Genomic DNA, 20,757 nt, shown 5'->3' on the forward strand with positions numbered 1-20,757 from the left:
ATCAGGACTTCTTTTCGTCGTGGAGATAGAGAGATAGAGGGCGCGAAAAAAAAGAGCATCACCTTACGGTGATGCTCTTTTGGCAAGGACTGTCAACATTCTGTCCTTGACTTTTGAACCAGTTTAGGAAAAAACATTTTGGTCAGATGGTTATTTTGCTTGTAGCATTGGAGAAGTGTCATCAGCAACTATACAAAAATATATTGAAAGTCAGGGATAATAGATACGATTTACGAGGCTCCTCCCACCACCTATTGGCAGTGGGTTTCCGCCTATGACAAACGAAAGGATTTATTTATGAAGTGAATTATAGACTATTTTGTGGTATAGTAATTTATGTATAAACTTAAAAATAAGGATGTGAAAAAAGATGTATAAAAGGAAATTAAGAGGATGGGCGAAGCATTTAGACTTCTTAATTGCGGACCTTATCTGTCTACAGTTAGCTCTATTTCTAGCTTACTACATGCGTCATGGAATACTTGATATATATACAAGATCATTGTATGTCAATATTGCGATAGTCATGACACTATTAGATATGTTAATTATTATATTCTTTAATATTTTAAAGAATATTTTGAAGCGTAATAATATTACAGAAATGATTAAAGTAATAGAAAAATCATTATTATTAATGGTTGTATCTACTGCTTATATTTTCTATGCGCAAAAAGATGATGTATCACGTTTAACTTTAGGTTTTACATGTGTATTTGATGCAATGTTTACTTATATTATACATTGTGTGATGAAACCAATTGTAAGACGTAGAAGAAAGAATAATAAAAAATCTCTTATCGTGATTACAGAGTCTGAATTTATTGATTCTATTACAGAGAATAAGAAAATATTTGGTTTGGATGAATACCAGAGTGTTGGTTTTGCGGTTCTAGATAAGAATATGGAAGGTCAGAAATCAAACGGCTGGTCTATTGTGGCGTCTCAGGATACAGTTATAGATTATGTATTAAGACAATGGATGGATGAAGCTTTAGTGATTCTTCCTAGGGAAGATGTTTTCTCTACTTCTTTAGTTAAAGATTTAGCTGAAATGGGACTCGCTGTTCATGTAGAAATCAGTGAATATAACTCATTAAAGGGATATCGCAAACAGTTTGAAAGAATGGGTGAAAATCAGGTATTAACTGTCAGTATGAACTCTATTAATGAATATGACTGGATTGCCAAGAGAATACTAGATATTCTTGGTGGTTTAGTAGGCTGTTTGATTACTCTTATTTTGACTATTTTCTTAGGTCCAGCTATCTTTATTGCCTCTCCAGGACCGATCTTCTTTAAACAGAAGAGAGTTGGTAGAAATGGTAAAGTGTTCAATATGTATAAGTTTAGAAGTATGTATATGGATGCTGAAGAGCGTAAGAAAGAGCTTATGGCTCAAAATAGAGTTAAAGATGGTATGATGTTCAAACTTGAATATGACCCTCGTATTATTGGTTGTAAAAAGAAAGCCGATGGTACTATTAAGAAGGGTGTTGGTAATTTCATTAGAGACTGGTCTTTAGATGAATTCCCTCAGTTCTTTAATGTATTAAAGGGTGATATGAGTTTAGTAGGTACTAGACCCCCTACTCTTGATGAATGGAATAAGTATGAATTACGTCATAGAGCACGTCTTGCATTTAAGCCAGGTATTACAGGTTTATGGCAGGTAAGTGGTAGAAGTAATATCACTGACTTTGAAGAAATCGCAAGATTAGATAAAGAATATATCAAGAACTGGAGATTCAGTCATGATATTCAGATCTTATTGAAAACAGTACAGGTTGTTTTCAAAAAAGAAGGATCAATGTAAAGGAGTTATGAATATGCCATCAGTAAAGATTATTATTGCGACACATAAGAAGTATCGTATGCCTGATGATGAGATGTATATTCCTGTACAGGTTGGTGCAGAAGGTAAGGATGATCTTGGATATACACGTGATAATACAGGTGATAATATTTCTAATTTAAATTCACAGTATTGTGAATTAACAGGATTATATTGGGCTTGGAAGAACCTAGATGCAGATTATGTAGGTTTAGCCCATTATCGTAGACATTTTAGAGTAAAGAACAAGACAAAAGATCCTTTTGATTGTGTACTTACTTCTAAGGAAGCAGAAGAACTATTAAAGGATAATGATATCTTAGTGACTAAGAGACGTAATTATTATATTGAAACAATTTATGATCATTATGTTCATACACTTTATCCTGAACCATTAGATGAAACAAGAAAGATTATTGAAGAGAAGTGTCCAGAATATTTACCTGCTTTTGATAAGCATATGAAAGGTAAAACAATGCATGCTTTTAATATGTTTGTGATGAAGAAAGAATATTTTGATGCTTATTGTGAATGGTTATTTGATATTCTATTTGAACTTACTAAAAGATTTGAAGGTACTGAATATAATAGCTTCCATGCACGTTATCCAGGTAGAATTAGTGAAGTACTATTAGATGTCTGGATGAATGAGAACGGTTATGCCTACAAAGAAGTTCCATTTGTATATATGGAAAAGATCGATATGTTTAAAAAGGGAATGGGATTCTTAAAGGCTAAGTTCTTACATAAGAAGTATGGGGAGAGTTTTTAATGAGTTTATTTAAGAAAATAGTAACACTTGTTCTCGCAATGAGTTTGATGACTGGATGTTCTTTGACTAATAATGCGGATTCACAGAAGGTATTTAATTTTGCGGATTCTGGTTATGTGACATCTTTAGATGCATCAAAGGCTATTGATGAAACATCTACAAATGTGATTCAGGCATTTGGTGATGGTTTATATGCTTATGATGTAAAGAGTAAGCTTAAGCCAGCTATTGCGGAGAGTAAAAAAGTGAGTGAGGATGGCAAAACGTATACCTTTGAAATCAAAAAGAACGTGAAGTGGTCCAATGGAGATTCAGTGACTGCAGAAGACTTTGTTTATGCATGGAAGAGAGCCTTATCTATGCGTTCTGAAGCATCTAAGCTATTAACATCTTATGGTGCAGCCATTGCAGGTGCTGATGATATTTATAAAGGTTTAAAACCTGCAGATACTTTAGGTGTTTATGTAAAAAATAAGAAATTGGTTGTACATCTTCAATATAAGACAACACGTTTTATGGATTTAGTGACTCAGCCAGTCTTCTTCCCATTAAATCAGAAGTTTGTAGAAGCACAGGGAGATCAGTACGCTACTTCTCCTAAGACACTATTATCATGTGGGACATATAAGGTGTCTTCTATTTCTAAAGATAAGATTACTTTAAAGAAGAATAAGACATGTTACTTTGCGAGTAAATCAAATATTGATCAAGTGAATATGCTTTTTGGAATCAGTAATGATGAGAAAATCAGGTTATTTGATGAAGGTAAGATTGATTTTGCATCAGTGACTGGTGAGAAAGCGAAGAAATATGATGGAAAAGATTCAAGCACTGCAGATAATGATAGTGTGATGTGGGATTTAGTACCTAACTTCAAAGATCAGTATTTGTCAGACTTAAGAGTACGTGAAGCAATGTCTTTACTACTAAGAAGAGATAAATATGATGAAAATGTATTAAATGACGGAACTAAGAAAGCTGAAGGCTTACTTCCTATGGGTATCTGTTTCAACTCACAGAAGCAGTTTATGAGAGATGCCTCTAAATATAAGTTGAAACATAATAAAAAAGAAGCGAAGAAATCTTTATCTAAGCTTCTTAAAGAATATAAGTTAAAGAATTTTACTTTTACTTTAACTTATACAAAAGAATATCCACAATCAAAGCTTATTGCAAGTGAGATTAAAAAAGACCTTGAATCAACTAAACAATTTAAGGTGTATTTAAAAGAAGTGAATACAGTGGATTATGAACAGGCAGAATTATCTTTATTACGTATTAAAGGTTCATGTAATGATGCTTATGATTATTTAGCCCCTCTTGCAGTTAATAATCAAGGTATTAATCATTATTGTAGTAATGAATTTAATAACTTCTGTACAGCTGCAGTCAATGCACAAAGTCAGGATGAACGTTATTATGCATTCTTAAACGCGGAAAGAGTCGCAATGCGTGACTATGCACTTATTCCTGTGATTCATCAGGGACAGAGATACGTAATTAATGTGAGTGTCACTGGTCTTATTTGTAACTTTAGTGGCGCACCATATAGCTTTAGATATATGAGTATGCATTAATTGAGGGGGTATTCAATGATCAATAAAGTAAAAACATTTATACAGAAATTAACGACAACACAAATGGGTTTAGTCGTTTTAGCTATTTATTATTTTACATTATTTTTAGATATCACTACTTTAAGCTTTAGTTTTTCTAAAGCAGCCACTTTATGTAAGTTGTTGAGATATGTTTGTTATGTATATTTCTTGTTTGTAATATGCAGAAAGTTAAGAACTTTAGACTTAAAGAGTTATATAAACAAAATTAAGTATTTTGATAAGAAGCAGTACTTTGTGGCAGGTGTTGTATTACTCGCATTATTTAGTATTGTGATGAACTTATTACTCACTAAAAACAAGGCTTGGGTTTTCTTATTATTTACGCTTATTTATGCAAGCTGTTTTGATTTTGAAGATGTATTAAATATAATCTTCTCTGCACAGTTTATTTCATTAATTCTTATTACGACATTAAGTTCATTTGGACTTATGCATGATTATGTCAATATGAGAGCAGATGGTACAATGAGACATTCTCTAGGATTTGGTTATCCTACTTACGTTTCTCAGTTCGTCCTATTTATGATTCTCTATTATTCATATAAGAAGAATTTTAAAATCAGTCCTGAAAAGCTAGGCTTATATCAGCTTCTTATTGTATTTTCTTATTTCTTAACAGATTCAAGAACAGAAATGTTGATATCAGAATGTATTCTTATAGGTATCTTTATGAATTCTGTAGGTATTCTTGATAAATTCAAGAATGTAGTAGAATTCTTTAAAAAAGCCTATGCGACATGCTTTCCGTTATTCCCAATTGGAAGCTATATTCTTGTGATGTTATATGGATTCATCTTTAACACAATGAATGTGAATAGTATTATCTTCAAGATTGCACAGAAATTCAATCATATATTCTCAAATAGACTTTATCAGACATTCTATGATTTTAAACGTTATGGTTTAAGTTTATTTGGTTCAAATATTGATTTAGTTGGTTATTTCCTCAGTAAAGAGAATGAGGGAACTATTATTAGAAGTAACTTCATTGATAATGAATATATGAGAATATTATTTGAAAATGGATGGATTTTCTTTATCGCATTCTTTGCGATTATATCAATAGTGATCTGGCATCTTTATAAGACTAAGAAAGATGGATTACTATTTATTTCATTTGTGATTACAACATCTAGTTTAATAAATCCTAGATTATTTACTATCACAGTTTCAGTTATCAGTTTTATGATTATTCCAGTATTACATAATTTACTATTTAACCAAGGAGGACACTTAAATGAGTAAATATGATTATCTAGTAGTAGGATCAGGTCTTTATGGCGCAATCTTTGCGCATGAAGCCAATAAGAGAGGAAAGAAGGTTCTTGTCATTGATAAGAGACCTAATATTGCCGGAAACATCTATACAGAAGAAGTAGAAGGCATCAATGTACATAAGTATGGTGCACATATCTTCCATACAAATAATAAGGAAGTATGGCAGTATATTACTCAGTTTGCAGAATTCAATAGATTCACTAACTCACCTGTTGCAAACTATAAGGGAGAACTATATTCTCTTCCATTCAACATGTATACATTCAACAAGATGTGGGGAGTAGTGACTCCAGAAGAAGCAGCTGCCAAGATTGAAGAACAGAGACAGGAAATCAAGGGAGAACCAAAGAACCTTGAAGAACAGGCTATTTCATTAGTTGGTAGAGATATCTATGAAAAGCTCATTAAAGGCTATACAGAAAAACAATGGGGAAGACCATGTAATGAACTTCCATCATTCATCATCAAGAGATTACCAGTAAGACTTACTTTTGATAATAACTATTTCAATGCGTTATATCAGGGTATTCCAATGGGTGGATATACAAAGATGGTAGAAAACATGTTGGAAGGTATTGAAGTAAGATTGAATACAGATTATCTAGAAAACAAGGAAGAACTAGATAGCTTAGCAGATAAGGTTGTTTATACAGGACCTATCGATGCCTACTTCAACTATAAGCTAGGAACACTAGAATACAGATCAGTCAGATTTGAAACAGAAGTATTAGATAAGCCAAATTTCCAGGGAAATGCGGCAGTAAACTATACGGATGCAGAAACACCTTGGACAAGAATCATTGAACATAAATGGTTTGAATTTGGAACACAGCCAAAGACTGTTATCAGTAGAGAATACAGCTCTGAATGGAATCTAGGAGATGAACCATACTATCCAGTCAATGATGAAAAGAATGGTGCCTTATATGCAGAATATAAGAAGCTAGGAGAAGCAGAAACTAAAGTGATCTTTGGTGGAAGACTAGGAGAATATAAGTATTATGATATGGATGCAGTTATCGCAGCTGCATTAGACAGAGTTAAAAAGGAATTTAATTAATCATTAAGGCAAAGATTTAAGATCTTTGCCTTAATACAAATGGAGGCTTATTATGAAGAGTGTATTGATTATTGGAATGACACCTAATCCTGGTGGCATAGAAAGCTTTTTAATGACATACTTTAGAAAATTAAAAGACACCTTTAAAATAGATTTCCTTACTACATTTGAGACATGTGCTTACAGTCAGGAGATTCTAGATAATAATTCTAGAATTTATACAATTAAATCAAGTCAGTTTAAACAGGCTAAAGAATTTAAACAGGAATTGACTTATTTCTTTCAACATCATCATTATGATATCATCTGGTTTAATGCCTGTGATTTAGGTAATTTTGGTTTATTGAAATATGCACAGTTATGTTCTCCTGAAAAAGTGATTGTACATGCACACAATAATGATTTCATGATGAAAGGTAAGAAAGCACTCTTCTATAAGTTCATGCATTATAAGAATAAAAAGAAAGTAAAACAGTATGCCACTGATTACTGGGCTTGCTCAGAACTTGCGGGAGAATTCTTCTTTGAAGATGATGTAAGACAAAGTTCTCGTTATCATGTCATTAATAATGCGATAGATACAGATCGTTTTAAATATGATAGAGAGGTCAGAGCAGCTTATCGTAAAGATCTCCACGCTGAAGATAAGATTGTCGTAATGAATACTGCAAGATTCACTTATCAAAAGAACCAGTTATTCCTGATTGATATCTTTGACGAATTAAAGAACAGGGATGATCGTTTTGAACTCGTATTAGTTGGTGATGGTGAATTAAGAGGTGAACTTGAACAGAAGATTTCTGAATTGAATCTTACTGATAGTGTACAGCTATTAGGTTTACGTAGCGATATCCCAGAATTACTATCAGCGGCTGATATATTCCTTTTCCCTTCTCGCTTTGAAGGATTTGGTATATCATTATTAGAAGCTCAGGCTTCTGGACTGTTATCCTTTACTTCCAAGACAGTTGTCCCAAAAAGTGTAGGGATTACAGATTTACTTACATATATTTCATTAGATGAATCTCCTGTAGAATGGGCAGATATGATTTATAGTCAATTCACTTCAAGAGACATTGATAGAAATAAATATACGGATATCATCAAAGAAAAAGGATTTGATATCGATACAGAAGCTAGGAGATTAAAATCCTACTTAGATGATTAAAGAAAGGAAAACAGTTATGAAAAAATATTATTTACAGGTCACAATTGATTCTAATCTTGATGCCAGTACTAAAGCTGTTCAAGATTGTAATAAGATTCTTCATCAGAATGGTTATGAACCATTTGAAATTAATCTTTATAAATCAGGAAACAAGTATATCAAGAAGGTACATAACTTTTTAGCCTTCAATCATTTAAATAAGATTGATGAAGGTGCTTTACTTGTAGTGCCCCATCCTCTTTATGTGAATAAGAAATATATTGATATCCTAGAGAAGGTAAAACAGAAAAAGCATATCAAGCTAGCATTCCTTATTCATGACTTAGACTCATTAAGAAAGCTATTCTTAAATGCTCAGGATGATTTTGAATATATGGATCATAAGATGTATGACATCTCTGACTATATTATTGCGCATAACGATTGTATGATTGACTATTTAGTCACACAAGGAGTAAACAGAGAAAAGATTCATAATCTTCATATCTTTGACTATTTATGTGAATCAAATAATACAATCAAGTTTGATCGTTCAGTAAGTATTGCAGGTAACCTAGATGAAAAGAAGAGTAACTATCTTGCAAAGCTAAAGGATATTAAAGCAGTTCATTTTGATTTATATGGTGTACATTTAAATGAAGATATTCTTGCATCTAATATTACTTATCACGGTGCTTTCCCACCTGATGAAATCAATAACCAGTTATATAGTGGTTTTGGTTTAGTATGGGATGGAAGTTCTATTGAAAAATGTGATGGTAATACAGGAGAGTACTTAAAATATAATAACCCTCATAAATTATCTTTATATCTAGTATCTGGTATTCCAGTAGTAATCTGGAAGGAAGCTGCAGAAGCTAAATTTGTAGAAGAACATGGCTTAGGTATCACAGTCAACTCTTTAGATGAACTTGGAGCAAAATTTGCGAGTCTAAGTGAAGAAGAATACTTCGAAATGGTTAAAAATGTCGCAGTTGTTTCTAATAGACTTAAAAATGGATATTACCTAACTCAGGCAATCAAAGAAATTGAAGAGGCTTAAAGCCTCTTTTTCTTCTTTAACTCTTATTATTTTTGATTTATAATTATTGCGGTTTGTAACAAGGAAAGAGAGGTTTTGTATGAAAAAACAGAAATCACTTAAGTTGAATTTCATTATGAATGCATTACTTACAATGTCTTCATTCATATTCCCACTTATTACATTCCCATATGTATCGAGAGTATTAGGGCCTACAGGAACAGGTCAGGTTAACTTTGCGACATCATTGATTACTTATTTCTCAATGTTTGCGCAGTTAGGTATTCCGACATATGGTATCAAAGTATGTGCACAGGTAAGAGATGATCATGATAAACTCACAAGAACAACACAAGAATTATTAATTATAAATCTTGTCATGACTGTAATCTCTTATGTTGCGTTTATTGTTGCGTTATTCGCAGTTCCAAAGCTTGCATCTGATAAGATGTTGTATGTGATTACTAGTAGTACTATCCTACTTACTACAATAGGTATGGAATGGCTCTATAAAGCTTTAGAACAGTATACATATATCACTATTCGTTCTATTATCTTTAAGTTTATTGGACTTATTGCGATGTTCTTGCTAGTTCGTTCAAAGAACGATTATGTCATGTATGCGGGTATTACAGTATTTGCAGCAAGTGCTTCATTTATTCTTAACTTATTAAATGCCCACAAGTATATTGGTTTAAAACCAGTTGGACATTATAATTTCAAGAGACATTTCAAGCCAGTCGCTATCTTCTTTGCGATGAGCTGTGCAACTACAATCTATACTAATCTAGATTCAGTTATGTTAGGTTTCATGGCTACTAATGCAGATGTTGGTTACTATGGTGCAGCTGTTAAGATTAAGAATATTTTAGTATCTATCGTTACTTCACTAGGTACTGTATTACTTCCTAGAGCGGCTTATTATATTGAACACCAGCAGATGGATGAATTTCAGAAACTAAGTAGAAAAGCATTAAATTTCGTATTCATTATTGCATCCCCAATGATGATTTATTTCATTCTCTTCGCAAAACAGGGTATCTTCTTTTTATCAGGTGATGCCTTTGCGCCAGCAGTTGTACCTATGCAGCTTATCATGCCTACCCTACTCCTTATTGGTATTACAAATATCTTAGGTATTCAAATTCTTGTCCCATTAGGATATGAAAAAGCTGTACTTGTATCTGAAATAGTTGGTGCAGTCATTGACTTAGTGGTTAATGCATTATTGATTCCAGTGTATCAATCAAGTGGTGCTGCAATTGGTACATTACTTGCAGAATTTGCGGTTATGGTCGTACAGTGTATTGCGTTAAAGAATGAAATCAAAACAGCCTTTAGTGATATTAAATACTTAAAGATTATTCTTGCTATTATTATTGCATCACTTGCATCTTTCTGGGTGACTGCATTAAATTTACATGTATTCATTACACTCGTTATTTCAGCTATCTTGTTCTTTGGTGTATATGGTCTTGTACTCATTATCATGAAAGAAAAACTTGTCATTGAAATATTGACACAAATCTTTAGTAAGTTAAAACATAAAAGCGCATAATTGCGCTTTTTGACTTATAAAACAATAAAGGGTATACTTTTATTGTAATGACTAATGAATATGAATGATGTAAAATAATTATATTCATATGAAGGAGGAAATCAGAGATATGCCTGATAAACAGAGAATCGGTATTTTAGGAGCTGGTACTTGGGGTATGGCTCTTGCAAGAATGCTGGCTAATTGTGATAAGGAAGTAACAGTGTGGTCTGCCCTTCCACAGGAAGTGGAACAGTTAAGCACAACACATACACATCCAAAACTTCCTGGTGTTGATTTTCCTGAAACTATTCGTTATACAACAGATATAGAAGAAGCATGTACTAATCAGAATATTATTATGTTTGCGGTACCTTCTGTATTTGTAAGAAGCACAGCTGAAAAGGCTAAACCTTACATTAAAGACAATCAGATTATTGTGGATGTTGCGAAAGGTATTGAAGCAGATACATTCATGACTTTAACTGAAGTTATTGAAGATGTACTTGATAATGACACATTACATTTTGTCGCATTATCTGGTCCTACTCATGCAGAAGAAGTGGCAAGAGGATTACCTACTGCCATTGTATCAGCATGTAAGAATCTAGATGCGGCTAAATATGTACAGAAGTTCTTTAGTAGTCCTTTTATGCGTGTGTATACAAATAACGATGTGAAAGGAATTGAAATCTGTGGTGCATTAAAGAATATTATTGCGTTAGCTGCTGGTATTTCTGGTGGCTTAGGTTATGGTGATAATGCCCGTGCAGCTTTAATTACAAGAGGTCTTGCAGAAATGGAGAGACTTGGTGGTAGAATTGGCTGTACACCACATACATTTAGTGGTTTAACTGGTATGGGTGACTTGATTGTGACTTGTACAAGTGAATTCAGTAGAAACAACCAGGCAGGTCATTTGATTGGTGAAGGTAAGACACCAGCAGAGGCAGTTAAGAAAGTAGGAATGGTTGTAGAAGGTATTAATGCATTACCTGCAGCTGTTCAGCTTGCAGAAACTTATAAAGTGGATATGCCTATTGTAATGACTGTCAATAAAATCGTTAATGAAGGCTTGAATCCAAAGGATGCAGTCAATGCATTATTACAGAGAGATTTAAAATCAGAAACACCTCTTCCATCTATTAATGATGTATTTGAAGAGTCAGTATTAAGAAAGACGAGGAAAAGTGGAATGAAGAGAGTTATTACTTATGGGACTTTTGACTTATTACATTATGGTCATATTAACCTATTAAGAAGAGCTAAAGAATTAGGTGATTACTTAATCGTTGGTTTATCAACAGATGAATTCAACTGGAATGAAAAACAGAAGAAGTGTTACTTTACTTATGAACAGAGAAAACAGTTACTAGAATCAGTTAGATATGTAGATTTAGTTATTCCTGAATGTGCATGGGATCAGAAACGTAAAGATGTTCATGAATATCATGTTGATACTTTTGTCATGGGAGATGACTGGAAAGGTCAGTTTGACTTCTTAGAAGAAGAAGGTGCAGAAGTAGTATACTTACCTAGAACTCCTGAAATCAGTACAACAAGAATCAAAAAAGACTTGAATAAATAGTTATATTTTACTCGTTTATGAAGATGATATGTAATTTTTGTGTAATTATCACCTTAAAGGTTTTCATTTTTTCATTTACGAGTATAATGACGAATGAACCCGAATTATAGGAGGTAGTTATGAAGTTTATTACATCACGTGCCTTGGTCCTAGGTATCCAGGCTGTTGTATCTGCAGTGCTTGCATTCTTCGTAGTTAAGATTGGAATCTTACCTACAAAGTATTTAATGGCAGCATTCGCGGTATTAGTAGTATTATGGCTATTCATGTTCTTATTGACTATGCCATCAAAGAAGAAAAAAGTTGCAAGACCTTTAATTGGTAAAATAGTGTCTCTTTTATTAAGTATCGCAATGGTATTTGGTACTAGTAAGATTATCAAAGGTGATTCATTCCTTTCATCTCTTACTAATGTAGGTACTGAAACAACTACTTATTCTTTAGTAGTATTAAAAAGCAGTGGTTATAAGAATGTTTCTTCATTAAAAGGAAAAACAATCGATTACTACGCAAACGATAAAAAGAAAGCGATGCAGGTAAAAGAAAAACTACAGAAACAGATCAGTTTCCATGGTAATGGTGAAGATGATAATGCGAAGCTTGCATCAGACTTATATAGTGGTGATTGTGATGCAATCCTATTAAATGAAAGCTATCGTGAAATGATCAAAGAAACTTATAGTAAATTTGAATCAAAGACTAAAGTATTATGGCAGGAAAAGATTGTAGAAGAAGTAGAAAATACTGCTTCTGATGTTAATGTAACTAAGAAGCCATTCGTATGTTATATTAGTGGTGTTGACTCTCGTGGAGGTGTAAATGAAAACAGCCGTTCAGACGTTAACCTATTAGTAACTATTAATCCAAACAATGGTCAGATGTTAATGACAAGTATTCCTAGAGACTATTATGTGAAACTTGCAAATTGTGGCAAGAAAGATAAATTAACTCATTCCGCTTTGTATGGTGGAACAGAAAACAGTATAAAGACTATTGAAGATTTCTTAGACATCAACATTGATTTCTATGCAAGAGTTGATTTCCAGTCAGTTATCCAGTTAGTTGATGCATTAGGTGGTATTGATATTTATTCTGATAAGGCATTTATTCCTTATACAGACCATGGTATTAAGATTCCTAAGGGAAATGTACATATGGATGGACGTATGGCCCTTGCATTCGCAAGAGAACGTTATACATACCAGTCTGGTGACCAGCATAGAACTGAAAACCAGCAGGCAGTATTACAGGCTATTATCAAGAAAGCAGTATCTCCAAAGATCTTAACTAACTATAGTGAAATCTTAGATTCTATCAAAGCTACATTTACAACTAATATGCCATCTTCAAGTATCAGAGCTTTAGTTAATAAGCAGTTAGATGACAACATTAAATGGGATTTCCAGAAATCATTCCTTAAGGGTGAAGGTGTGATGCAGACTGGTGGTTACTCAATGCCTAAGACTAAATTATGGTATTGTATCCCAGATGAAGACAGTATTGAATTAAATTCTAAATACATCAACGCTATGTGTGATGGTAAGAAGATTGATACTGAAAAGAAAATCTTTGATGTAGAAAAAGCTGAACAGGAAGCTAAAGAAGCAGAAAAGAAAACAAACTAATTTAGTGACGGGGGTTGTATGATATCGACCCTCGTTTTATTTTGGATATTATGGTATTATTGAAGAGACGAAAGAAGGACATCAATATGAAATATGATTATCTAGTAGTAGGATCAGGTCTTTATGGCGCAATCTTTGCGCATGAAGCCAATAAGAGAGGAAAGAAGGTTCTTGTCATTGATAAGAGACCTAATATTGCCGGAAACATCTATACAGAAGAAGTAGAAGGCATCAATGTACATAAGTATGGTGCACATATCTTCCATACAAATAATAAGGAAGTATGGCAGTATATTACTCAGTTTGCAGAATTCAATAGATTCACTAACTCACCTGTTGCAAACTATAAGGGAGAACTATATTCTCTTCCATTCAACATGTATACATTCAACAAGATGTGGGGAGTAGTGACTCCAGAAGAAGCAGCTGCCAAGATTGAAGAACAGAGACAGGAAATCAAGGGAGAACCAAAGAACCTTGAAGAACAGGCTATTTCATTAGTTGGTAGAGATATCTATGAAAAGCTCATTAAAGGCTATACAGAAAAACAATGGGGAAGACCATGTAATGAACTTCCATCATTCATCATCAAGAGATTACCAGTAAGACTTACTTTTGATAATAACTATTTCAATGCGTTATATCAGGGTATTCCAATGGGTGGATATACAAAGATGGTAGAAAACATGTTGGAAGGTATTGAAGTAAGATTGAATACAGATTATCTAGAAAACAAGGAAGAACTAGATAGCTTAGCAGATAAGGTTGTTTATACAGGACCTATCGATGCCTACTTCAACTATAAGCTAGGAACACTAGAATACAGATCAGTCAGATTTGAAACAGAAGTATTAGATAAGCCAAATTTCCAGGGAAATGCGGCAGTAAACTATACGGATGCAGAAACACCTTGGACAAGAATCATTGAACATAAATGGTTTGAATTTGGAACACAGCCAAAGACTGTTATCAGTAGAGAATACAGCTCTGAATGGAATCTAGGAGATGAACCATACTATCCAGTCAATGATGAAAAGAATGGTGCCTTATATGCAGAATATAAGAAGCTAGGCGATGCAGAAACTAAAGTGATCTTTGGTGGAAGACTTGGAGAATATAAGTATTATGATATGGATGCAGTTATTGCAGCTGCACTAGCTAAAGTAAAAGAGGTATTTGAATAATGAAGAGTTTAATATCTATTATTATTCCTGTATATCGTGGAAATCCTGTTTATTTCAATAAGACAATCGAAAGCTGTCTCAATCAGACTTATGATTATGTAGAAGTGATTATTATTGATAATGGATGTAATGATGCGTTGCAGGATACTTTAAGTGAATTAAATACAAAAGAGAGTGTGACAGTTGTAAAGAATTCTAAGAGCGGTGTATGTTCTGGTAGAAACTTAGGTGTAAAAACAGCTAAGGGAGACTATATCATGTTCTTAGATGCAGATGACTGGATTGAAAGTAATGCCTGTGAAATACTATTAAATCATGCAGTAGAAGCAGAGGCAGATTGTGTGATTTGTAATTATAGTAGAGACTATAGTGATCATAGTGAAAAGATGCTTCACTATATAAGAGATACAATGTATAAGGACTGGAAGGATTATTTAAAGGATCTGTTAAATGTACAGGCAGGTGTAGGATTCTGCTGGGGTAAACTCATTAAAGCTTCTACTATTGAAAATGTATTATTAAATGAAGAATTAAGTCTTGCAGAAGATGCAGAATATTGTGCACGTGCCTCACAGAACTGGAGTGTTATTGTAGGTGATGAACATCCTTTAGTTCATTATATATTCAATGATCAATCTGCAGTACGTAAGTTTGATACAGCTTATGCAGATAAATTCCTCTTATCTATGAAAGCAGTAGAAGAAGACTTAAAAGATATCATGGCAGAAGATAAGAATATAGAAACATTATTCTATAACTTTGTAAGTTATCATGTATTACTTATTCTAGTGAATTATTGTGCACATCCACAAAATAAAGATCAAGCGATGTCTTCTTTAAAGGCATTAATGAAGAATGATTTATTTAAACGTGCTATAAAGAACTCTAACTATAATGGTATGTCTATGACACGTAAAGTACCATTATGGTTCTTAAAACATAAGATGAATAGATTCGCATTACTTGTAGGACAAGTAAGACAGAAACAGTTTTCTAAGAGTAAATAAGGAGTAGATTATGAAAGTACTAGTATTTGGAATTACAGATAATCCAGGTGGTATGGAAGCTGTTATTATGAACTACTATCGCCATCTAGATCGTACACGTGTACAATTTGATTTCTTATGTAATACTGAAGTAGTTGCACATGAACAAGAAATATTAAGCTTAGGTGGTACTATTTATCGTATTCCTGCAAGAAGTAAGGATAGAAAAGCTTTCTCTGAAGCGCTAGAAAACTTCTTTAAGACTCATGCTTCTGAATATAAAGCTATCTGGTTTAATACATGTTCGCTTGCGAATATTGATTACCTAAAGAAGGCTAAACAATATGGTATCCCTACACGTATTATTCATTGTCATAATGCGGCTAATGGAGATAGCTTCTTAAGAGGATGTTTACATAAGTTCAATAGAACACAGATTAGAAAATATGCGACAGACTTTTGGACATGTTCAGAAGATGCGAATGAATGGTTCTTTGGAAAGCATGCCGTATTACCTAACTATAAATTGATTAATAATGCGGTGGATGTGAACTTCTTTAAACCAAATGAAGAAGTCAGACAATCTATAAGAGAAGAACTTCATGCAGGTGATAAGATTGTATTAGGTCATACAGGGAGATTCCATTTCCAGAAGAATCATCCCTATCTATTAAAGGTATTTAATGAGTTGGATCATAGATATCCTGGTAAGTATATGTTGATACTTATTGGAGATGGTGAAGATAAAGAAACACTTAAAAATCAGGTTAAAGAATATGGTATTGAAGAAGATGTAAAGTTTTTAGGTATTAAGAGTAATGTGAGTGATTATATCCAGGCTATGGATCAATATATCTTCCCTTCTCGTTTTGAAGGCTTAAGTGTCGCTTTATTAGAAGCAGAAGCCAATGGATTACCATGCATGATCTCTGATACTATTTCTCTAGCCTCTATTGTGAATGATAATGTGAAGATGTTCCCTATTACGGATGAAGCAGTAGACAAGTGGGTAGAAGCAATCGAAGAAGCATCTCATCAATCTAAGCATTTTAATATTGAAGCATTTGAAAAACGTAATCTAGAAATAAATACAGAAGCTAAGAAGATGCAAGATTTCTTCTTATCATTATAAACCTTCGTGAGAAGGTTTTTTAATGTCTAAATATAGCTTTTTATACTTATATATGTCATTTTATGTCACATTGGATGGTTCTTTGTGTGAAATTATGTTAATAAATTTTCATACTATATAAGAGGAAGGGAGATATATATGAACAAAAAGTTGATTACAAGTTTTGTAAGTGCAGCGCTTGTTTGTTCGATGGGTATGTCTGGTGTAAGCGCAGTAACTCCAGTACCAACTATGCATAACAACAATCAAGTCACTGCAACATCATTGAGTCGTTCTGTAGCTGATTACAAGAAGATTGAAGGCATTAACGATCAGACTGTATTAGGCGCAGATTTTACTCATTACCAGCAGGATTTGGAATGGGGTAAAACGTATTACAATTACAAGAGCGTCAAAATTGATAACCTATTTAAGTTTGTACAGGGACAGGGAATTAATACGATTTCTGTCAAGGTTGCAGTAAATCCGGACACATCAAGTGATAAAACTAAATGTTATACACTAGATAGTGCTATCAAAACAATTAAAGCAGCTAAAGAAGCAGGCTTAAAAACAAACATCACATTATTCTATTCTGATGATGTTACTTATGCAAATAGTCAGCAATTACCTGCAGGATGGACTCAGGATAATGCGGTAGAAAAGGCAACAGACTATACTAAGGAAGTACTGAATACTTTAAGTAAGAATGATGCTTTACCTACTATGATGACTATTGGAAATGAAGTGAATTATAATTTCCTTGGTCTAACTGAAGGCGGAGGATGGGATGGCTTTGTCGCAATGGCTACCATCTCTAAACTTATTAATGAAAAAGGTGTTAAAACAGCTTTAAGTTTTGCAGCACCTGATGATGCTGAAGGTATTCAGTATGTGATTGAAAAGCTAGGTTATGCAGGCGTAGACTATAGCTATTTAGGTGTTAATCTTTATGCTGATCGTAGTGGTATTAATGATTATGTTAAAACATTACGTACTACAGTAAAAGAAAAGGCAGCAGATAAGCAGTTAATTGTTTCTAACATCAAGTTCCCACGTAAGAATGCTGATGAAACAGCATCTAATGAAACACAGGCAGACAGCATTTATAATTTATTAAGTGCTTCTATTAGTGATAGTAATGCAGGTGGTTTAATTTATGATGAAGCTGAATATGTAGGAAGCTGGAATGGTTTCTTTAATGAACAGGGACTTGCACAGACTTCTCTTGCTGTATTTGGTTTTGCACAGGGTTGGAATATTGATATTGATTCATACAGAGATCCTTATGAATATGGTGATGATACTGGCTTAAAGGAAAAGAATGTCACTATTAATAAGATTTCTAATATGTCTGAATCTACAATCAGAGGTGTAGATGTTGGATCATATGTAGCACTTACTAATGCAGGTGTTAAATATTATGATTATGATGGCAAAGAACAGCCATTAATGAAAATCTTAAAGGATAATGGTGTTAACTATATCCGTTTAAGAATCTGGAATGATCCATACAATGAAAAAGGTGAAACATACGGTGGTGGAGATAGCACTGTAGATAATGGATTAAAGATTGGTAAAGAAGCAACTAAGTATGGTATGAAGGTGCTTGTTGACTTCCATTATTCTGATTTCTGGGCAGATCCTGCAAAACAGATTCTACCAAAAGCATGGCAGAAGGATGCTAATGATCCAGATAAGATGTGTGAAAATATCCATGACTTCACTAAAGATACTTTACAGAAATTTAAAGATGCAGGTGTTGATGTAGGTATGGTACAGGTTGGTAATGAAATTACCAAAGGTATGGCTGGTATTCATAATAAAGACAGTAATAATTCTGTTTGGAAAAATGAATCTCAGTATTCTGTATTAGACCGTTATTTAAATGCAGGTTCTAAAGCAGTACGTGAAATTCTTCCAGATGCTTTAGTTACATTACATATTGAAACACCTAATCGTCAAATCTATTCTATGATCATGGATGCATGGGAAAAAGGAAATGTAGACTATGATGTTTTAGGTTCTTCTTATTACCCATTCTGGTGGAATACACCTGATATGTTAAGGGATGTACAGACTCTTGCAAAAGAAAGAGGAAAGCTATTTGCGGTTATGGAAACTGCATGGGTTAACAGTTATGAAGATGGTGATGGTACACCAAACTCTATCGGTTCTGATTATGGACTTTATCAGTATGAAATTGGTCCTCAGGGTCAGGTAGATGAATTAACTGATATGTATAAGGTTCTTATTGAACAGGATAACGGTTTAGGTGGCTTCTATTGGGAGCCAGGATGGATTCCAGTGAAAGCCGGATGGACTAACTGGGAGTACAATAAAGAAGTCGCTGATAAGTATGGTACTGGATGGGCTTCTAAGGGTGCTGTAGGTTATGCACCAGACGATGAAATGTATTATAATGGTCAGCCTTCATGGGGTGGATCAAGCTGGGATAACGCAACATTATTTGATATCCAGGGTAATGCATTACAGTCATTAAAGTTCTATAAAGATACAGTGTCTTTAGGTAAGGTTCAGACTACAAGAATCAATATCGTGAATAAAGAAAAAGAAGTTCTTAAGACTGAATATGTAAATGTAAATGTTGGTGATACAAAGACAATTACACTTCCAAAAGTTAATGGTTATTATGCATCAAAAGGTAACTATAACTATACAGTAAAAGGTGATACTGATGGTGTTAAAACAGTTACAGTCACTTATAATCATTCTACAGAAGCTAATCTAGTTTACGTGGATGGTGATTGGTACTTAATGCAGGATGGACAGGTTGTACATGAAACTACTCTTGCACAGGTTAATGGAACAGGTACTTGGTATTATGTGGAAGATGGTAAAGTCAACAAAGATTTCAATGGCTTATTCCAGTATGGTAATGACTGGTACTATATTGAAAAAGGTGCAGTTAATTCTGATTATACAGGACTAGCTCAGTATAATGATCAGTGGTTCTATATTGAAAAAGGTAAGCTTAACTGGGATTAGACAGGCCTTGCACAGCACAATAATTATTGGTTCTATGTAGAAAAGGGACGTTTAAACTGGAACTATTCAGGTATTGTAGAATACAATAATCAGTGGTTCTATGTTCAAAAAGGTCGTTTAAACTGGAACTATTCCGGATTAGGTCAGTCTGGTAATGAATGGTATTATATTGTACGTGGACGTGTTAACTGGAATTATACAGGACTAGCTCAGTATAATGATCAGTGGTTCTACATTGAAAAAGGTAAGCTTAACTGGGATTATACAGGCCTTGCACAGCACAATAATTATTGGTTCTATGTAGAAAAGGGACGTTTAAACTGGAACTATTCAGGTATTGTAGAATACAATAATCAGTGGTTCTATGTTCAAAAAGGTCGTTTAAACTGGAACTATTCCGGATTAGGTCAGTCTGGTAATGAATGGTATTATATTGTACGTGGACGTGTTAACTGGAATTATACAGGACTAGCTCAGTATAATGATCAGTGGTTCTACATTGAAAAAGGTAAGCTTAACTGGAATTATACAGGTCTTGCTCAATACAAGGATTATTGGTTTTATGTTGAAAATGGTCGTTTAAACTGGAATTATACAGGACTGGTTCAAAAAGGTAATGAATGGTTCTATGTAGAAAACGGTCGTTTAAACTGGAACTATACAGGCCTTGCACAGTACAATAATCAGTGGTTCTATATTGGAAAAGGACGATTAGACTGGAACTATACAGGTATTGCATATCACGATAATCAGCGTTTCTATATTATTAATGGACGCTTAGACTGGAATTATTCAGGTCGTGTTCGTTATAAAGGTAAAACATACACTGTAAAGAACGGTAGAGTTCTATAACTATAAAATACACTAAAATAAAAGACAGTATGCTTATGATATGATGACCTCCCAGTAGACAGTGTAAATAATTAAAAGCACTGTTTGCTGAGGAGGTTTTTCTTATGGGAAGA

The 20,757-nt window shown here is 33.6% G+C and carries 15 protein-coding genes and 3 pseudogenes; all 18 read left to right on the top strand.

Annotated elements, in window-relative coordinates:
- Positions 1–142: 142 nt before the first annotated feature.
- Positions 143–220 (top strand): annotated as a pseudogene (locus EAI80_RS13835) (IS200/IS605 family transposase); the annotation flags it as partial.
- Positions 221–370: 150 nt separating this feature from the next.
- Complete coding sequence (locus tag EAI80_RS07475; protein WP_129981545.1) at positions 371–1,816, top strand: sugar transferase; 1,446 nt, start codon at positions 371–373, stop codon at positions 1,814–1,816.
- Between the two features lie 13 nt (positions 1,817–1,829).
- A complete protein-coding gene (locus EAI80_RS07480; RefSeq protein ID WP_192924022.1) occupies positions 1,830–2,606 on the top strand; it encodes a DUF4422 domain-containing protein in 777 nt (258 codons plus the stop codon).
- Complete coding sequence (locus EAI80_RS07485; RefSeq protein WP_129981547.1) at positions 2,606–4,183, top strand: peptide ABC transporter substrate-binding protein; 1,578 nt, start codon at positions 2,606–2,608, stop codon at positions 4,181–4,183. The genes EAI80_RS07480 and EAI80_RS07485 overlap by 1 nt, the downstream gene beginning before the upstream one ends.
- Positions 4,184–4,198: 15 nt before the next feature.
- A complete protein-coding gene (locus EAI80_RS07490; RefSeq protein WP_129981548.1) occupies positions 4,199–5,470 on the top strand; it encodes a hypothetical protein in 1,272 nt (423 codons plus the stop codon).
- Complete coding sequence (glf, locus tag EAI80_RS07495) at positions 5,463–6,563, top strand: UDP-galactopyranose mutase (protein WP_129981549.1); 1,101 nt, start codon at positions 5,463–5,465, stop codon at positions 6,561–6,563. The genes EAI80_RS07490 and glf (EAI80_RS07495) overlap by 8 nt, the downstream gene beginning before the upstream one ends.
- A gap of 52 nt (positions 6,564–6,615) precedes the next feature.
- A complete protein-coding gene (locus EAI80_RS07500) occupies positions 6,616–7,731 on the top strand; it encodes a glycosyltransferase (RefSeq protein ID WP_129981550.1) in 1,116 nt (371 codons plus the stop codon).
- Positions 7,732–7,747: 16 nt separating this feature from the next.
- A complete protein-coding gene (locus EAI80_RS07505) occupies positions 7,748–8,773 on the top strand; it encodes a hypothetical protein (protein ID WP_129981551.1) in 1,026 nt (341 codons plus the stop codon).
- Between the two features lie 79 nt (positions 8,774–8,852).
- Positions 8,853–10,310: a flippase gene (locus EAI80_RS07510; RefSeq protein ID WP_129981552.1), complete on the top strand. Its 1,458-nt coding sequence runs from the start codon at positions 8,853–8,855 to the stop codon at positions 10,308–10,310.
- Between the two features lie 109 nt (positions 10,311–10,419).
- Positions 10,420–11,406: pseudogene (locus EAI80_RS13840) on the top strand (NAD(P)H-dependent glycerol-3-phosphate dehydrogenase); the annotation flags it as partial.
- 78 nt (positions 11,407–11,484) lie between these two features.
- Positions 11,485–11,877, top strand: coding sequence for a glycerol-3-phosphate cytidylyltransferase (tagD, locus tag EAI80_RS13845; protein ID WP_226793721.1), 393 nt, complete (start codon positions 11,485–11,487; stop codon positions 11,875–11,877).
- A gap of 119 nt (positions 11,878–11,996) precedes the next feature.
- Entirely contained in the window at positions 11,997–13,502 is a 1,506-nt protein-coding gene (locus EAI80_RS07520) for an LCP family protein (RefSeq protein ID WP_129981554.1), read from the top strand.
- Between the two features lie 86 nt (positions 13,503–13,588).
- On the top strand, positions 13,589–14,686 hold the full coding sequence (gene glf / locus EAI80_RS07525; protein WP_129981555.1) for a UDP-galactopyranose mutase: 1,098 nt from the start codon (positions 13,589–13,591) through the stop codon (positions 14,684–14,686).
- On the top strand, positions 14,686–15,693 hold the full coding sequence (locus tag EAI80_RS07530) for a glycosyltransferase family 2 protein (protein ID WP_129981556.1): 1,008 nt from the start codon (positions 14,686–14,688) through the stop codon (positions 15,691–15,693). The genes glf (EAI80_RS07525) and EAI80_RS07530 overlap by 1 nt, the downstream gene beginning before the upstream one ends.
- 10 nt (positions 15,694–15,703) lie before the next feature.
- On the top strand, positions 15,704–16,804 hold the full coding sequence (locus EAI80_RS07535; RefSeq protein WP_129981557.1) for a glycosyltransferase family 1 protein: 1,101 nt from the start codon (positions 15,704–15,706) through the stop codon (positions 16,802–16,804).
- Positions 16,805–16,942: 138 nt separating this feature from the next.
- Positions 16,943–19,792: a glycosyl hydrolase 53 family protein gene (locus tag EAI80_RS07540; RefSeq protein WP_129981558.1), complete on the top strand. Its 2,850-nt coding sequence runs from the start codon at positions 16,943–16,945 to the stop codon at positions 19,790–19,792.
- 2 nt (positions 19,793–19,794) lie between these two features.
- Positions 19,795–20,043, top strand: a pseudogene (locus EAI80_RS14025) (hypothetical protein); the annotation flags it as partial.
- Positions 20,027–20,644 (top strand): hypothetical protein, encoded by a 618-nt coding sequence (locus tag EAI80_RS14030; RefSeq protein ID WP_342771512.1) that lies wholly within the window; start codon positions 20,027–20,029, stop codon positions 20,642–20,644. The pseudogene EAI80_RS14025 and the gene EAI80_RS14030, both read left to right, overlap by 17 nt.
- Positions 20,645–20,757: the final 113 nt, after the last annotated feature.

Origin of the sequence: Catenibacterium sp. co_0103 (assembly GCF_004168205.1) — a bacterium.
Classification (GTDB): domain Bacteria; phylum Bacillota_I; class Bacilli_A; order Erysipelotrichales; family Coprobacillaceae; genus Catenibacterium; species Catenibacterium mitsuoka_A.

Bases quoted from the DNA above. Each gene is read 5' to 3' on its own strand.
- EAI80_RS07510 (WP_129981552.1), top strand. From the start codon at position 8,853: ATGAAAAAACAGAAATCACTTAAGTTGAATTTCATTATGAATGCATTA.
- EAI80_RS07540 (WP_129981558.1), top strand. From the start codon at position 16,943: ATGAACAAAAAGTTGATTACAAGTTTTGTAAGTGCAGCGCTTGTTTGT.
- tagD (WP_226793721.1), top strand. From the start codon at position 11,485: ATGAAGAGAGTTATTACTTATGGGACTTTTGACTTATTACATTATGGT.
- EAI80_RS07500 (WP_129981550.1), top strand. From the start codon at position 6,616: ATGAAGAGTGTATTGATTATTGGAATGACACCTAATCCTGGTGGCATA.
- EAI80_RS07520 (WP_129981554.1), top strand. From the start codon at position 11,997: ATGAAGTTTATTACATCACGTGCCTTGGTCCTAGGTATCCAGGCTGTT.
- EAI80_RS07530 (WP_129981556.1), top strand. From the start codon at position 14,686: ATGAAGAGTTTAATATCTATTATTATTCCTGTATATCGTGGAAATCCT.
- EAI80_RS07490 (WP_129981548.1), top strand. From the start codon at position 4,199: ATGATCAATAAAGTAAAAACATTTATACAGAAATTAACGACAACACAA.
- glf (WP_129981549.1), top strand. From the start codon at position 5,463: ATGAGTAAATATGATTATCTAGTAGTAGGATCAGGTCTTTATGGCGCA.
- EAI80_RS07535 (WP_129981557.1), top strand. From the start codon at position 15,704: ATGAAAGTACTAGTATTTGGAATTACAGATAATCCAGGTGGTATGGAA.
- EAI80_RS07485 (WP_129981547.1), top strand. From the start codon at position 2,606: ATGAGTTTATTTAAGAAAATAGTAACACTTGTTCTCGCAATGAGTTTG.
- EAI80_RS07505 (WP_129981551.1), top strand. From the start codon at position 7,748: ATGAAAAAATATTATTTACAGGTCACAATTGATTCTAATCTTGATGCC.
- EAI80_RS07475 (WP_129981545.1), top strand. From the start codon at position 371: ATGTATAAAAGGAAATTAAGAGGATGGGCGAAGCATTTAGACTTCTTA.
- EAI80_RS07480 (WP_192924022.1), top strand. From the start codon at position 1,830: ATGCCATCAGTAAAGATTATTATTGCGACACATAAGAAGTATCGTATG.
- glf (WP_129981555.1), top strand. From the start codon at position 13,589: ATGAAATATGATTATCTAGTAGTAGGATCAGGTCTTTATGGCGCAATC.